This window comes from Pseudomonas sp. HMWF006, assembly GCF_003061205.1.
Taxonomy (GTDB): domain Bacteria; phylum Pseudomonadota; class Gammaproteobacteria; order Pseudomonadales; family Pseudomonadaceae; genus Aquipseudomonas; species Aquipseudomonas monsensis.
Window position 1 is genome coordinate 328 of record NZ_QAIU01000376.1, and the last position, 2317, is coordinate 2644.

The following is a 2317-nucleotide window of genomic DNA, read 5'->3' on the forward strand; positions in this document are numbered from 1 at the left end:
CACCGCCGGTAAAAAAAATCATATTTTTTGCTGACAGGGGTTTACAGTTAAAAAGACGCTCCGTATAGTGCGCGCCATCGACGACGTACAAGCGTTAACGATACTGCCCAGATGGTGAAATTGGTAGACACGCCAGCTTCAGGTGCTGGTGACCTTACGGTCGTGGAAGTTCGAGTCTTCTTCTGGGCACCAATTCAAATTCAAGGTTACGGCCTTGAGTTTCCCAAAAACCCGCGAAAGCGGGTTTTTTGCGTTTCTGGCTTCCCGAAACCCCATCACCATCGCACCTATCAAAACGCCAGCCCCACCGCAAGGCGCACTTGAGAAACAATATCGTTTATCATTGTTGCAAGTTTTTGCAATGCGACAGTGAGGAACCCTGCGAATGACGTTTCGAAATACCCTGCGCCGAGGCTTGACCTTCACCCTGCTCGGCCTGGCACTCGCCTCTCCCCTCACCCAGGCTGCCGATACGGTTTCCCTGACTCTTTACAACGGCCAGCACAAGGAAGTCGGCGACGCGATCGCCAAGGCCTTCGAAGCCAAGACCGGCATTCACGTCAACGTGCGCAAAGGCAGCAGCAACCAGCTCGCCAGCCAGATCATCGAGGAAGGCGACCGCTCCCCCGCCGACGTCATTTACACCGAAGAATCCCCACCGCTGAACAACCTTGGCGAACAGGGTCTGCTGGCCAAGGCCGATGACGCGACCCTGGCCGTACTGCCGGAAAAATACGTCGCGGCTAACGGCATCTGGATTGGCGTGACGGCACGCGTTCGCGTGGTCGCTTACAACCCGAAACTGGTCGACGAAAAAGACCTGCCAAAATCAGTCCTGGATTTCGCCAATCCACAGTGGCAAGGCAAAGTCGGCTTCGTGCCAACCAGCGGCGCGTTTCAGGAACAAGCCGTGGCCATCATCAAGATGCATGGTCGTGACGCCGCCGAAGAATGGCTGACCGGCCTGCGCGCTTTCGGCAAGACCTACAGCAACAACATGGTCGCGCTCAAAGCCGTGGAAAACGGCGAAGTCGCCACCGTGCTGGTGAACAACTACTACTGGTTCGCCCTGCAACGCGAGAAAGGCAAACTGGATTCGAAACTGCATTACTTCACCGGCGGCGACGTCGGCGGCTTGATCACCGTGTCCAGCGCTGCCGTGCTGAAATCCAGCAAACATCCAAAAGAAGCTCAACAATTTCTTGCCTACATGGCCAGCGAAGAAGGTCAGCGCGTGATCACCCAGACCACCGCCGAATACCCGCTGCACAAAGGCATGGAATCGGATCGCGGGCTCAAGCCGTTCAGCGAGCTGGAAGCGCCGAACCTGACCCCGGCCGATCTGGGCAATGCCGAAGAAGCGCTGGAACTGGAACGTGAAGTTGGCTTGAACTGATGGCCGCATCGTTATCCGCCCCCGCCATGCGCGGGGGTTACGTACCCCGGCGCAAGCGACCGTCGATCTGGCTGGTGCTGCCGGTATTGCTGCTGGTGGTGATGAGCCTATTGCCATTGGCCTACGTCGGACTCAAGGCCTGGCAAGCGGGCTGGGCCGAGGCGCTGCACCTGTTATGGCGCCCTTACGTGTTCGGCCTGCTGCGCAATACCTTGGCGCTGATGGTCGGTGTGACCATCACCTGCGCCGTGATCGGCCTGTCGCTGGCCTGGCTGCTGGAGCGCAGCAATTTGCCGGGGCGGCGTCTGTGGGGCGTGATTCTATGTCTGCCGTTTGCGGTGCCGGCGTTTGTCAGCAGCTTCACCTGGGTGTCGCTGAGCGCGCAGTTCGAAGGCCTCGGCGGTGCAATTCTGGTGATGAGCCTGTCCAAATACCCGCTGATCTTTCTGCCGGTCGCGGCGACCTTGCGCAATCTCGATCCCTCCCTTGAGGAATCCGCCCGCACCCTGGGACAGAACCGCTGGGGTGTGTTTTTCCGCGTCACCCTGCCGCTGCTGTGGCCGTCGTTGCTGGCGGGCTCGCTGCTGATTGCCCTGCACATGCTGGTTGAATTCGGCGCGCTGTCGATCATCGGCCTGCAAACATTCACCACGGCGATCTATCAGCAGTTCGAGCTGGAGTTCAGCAACGCCAATGCCGCGATGCTGTCGGCGGTGTTGCTGGCGCTGTGCCTGGTGCTGTTGTGGCTGGAACTGCGCGTGCGCGGCAAGGGTCGGCATGTGCGCACCGGCCAGGGTGCCGCGCGCCAGGCCGAGCAAGTGCGGTTGGGGCCGTGGGCGGTTGCCGGTCAGTTGTATTGCCTGTTGCTGGCGATTGTCGGCAGCGGGATTCCGCTGGGCATGCTCGCGTACTGGCTGGCGG

2 protein-coding genes and 1 tRNA gene are annotated in these 2317 nt (G+C 59.8%); all 3 read left to right on the top strand.

Features of this window, described 5'->3' with window-relative positions; all coding sequences use genetic code 11:
- The first annotated feature begins 105 nt into the window (after positions 1-105).
- Positions 106-192: transfer RNA gene (locus tag DBR24_RS15355), tRNA-Leu, on the top strand.
- A 193-nt stretch (positions 193-385) separates the two neighbouring features.
- The gene (locus tag DBR24_RS15360; protein ID WP_128615190.1) at positions 386-1396 is read left to right on the top strand and encodes an extracellular solute-binding protein; all 1011 of its coding nucleotides are present in this window, start codon (positions 386-388) and stop codon (positions 1394-1396) included.
- Positions 1396-2317, top strand: a 922-nt coding sequence (locus DBR24_RS15365; RefSeq protein WP_146189055.1) for an iron ABC transporter permease, incomplete at its 3' end; no start/stop codon positions are given. The genes DBR24_RS15360 and DBR24_RS15365, both read left to right, overlap by 1 nt.

Coding starts and splice junctions, on each gene's coding strand:
- DBR24_RS15360 (WP_128615190.1), top strand. CDS start 386: ATGACGTTTCGAAATACCCTGCGCCGAGGCTTGACCTTCACCCTGCTC.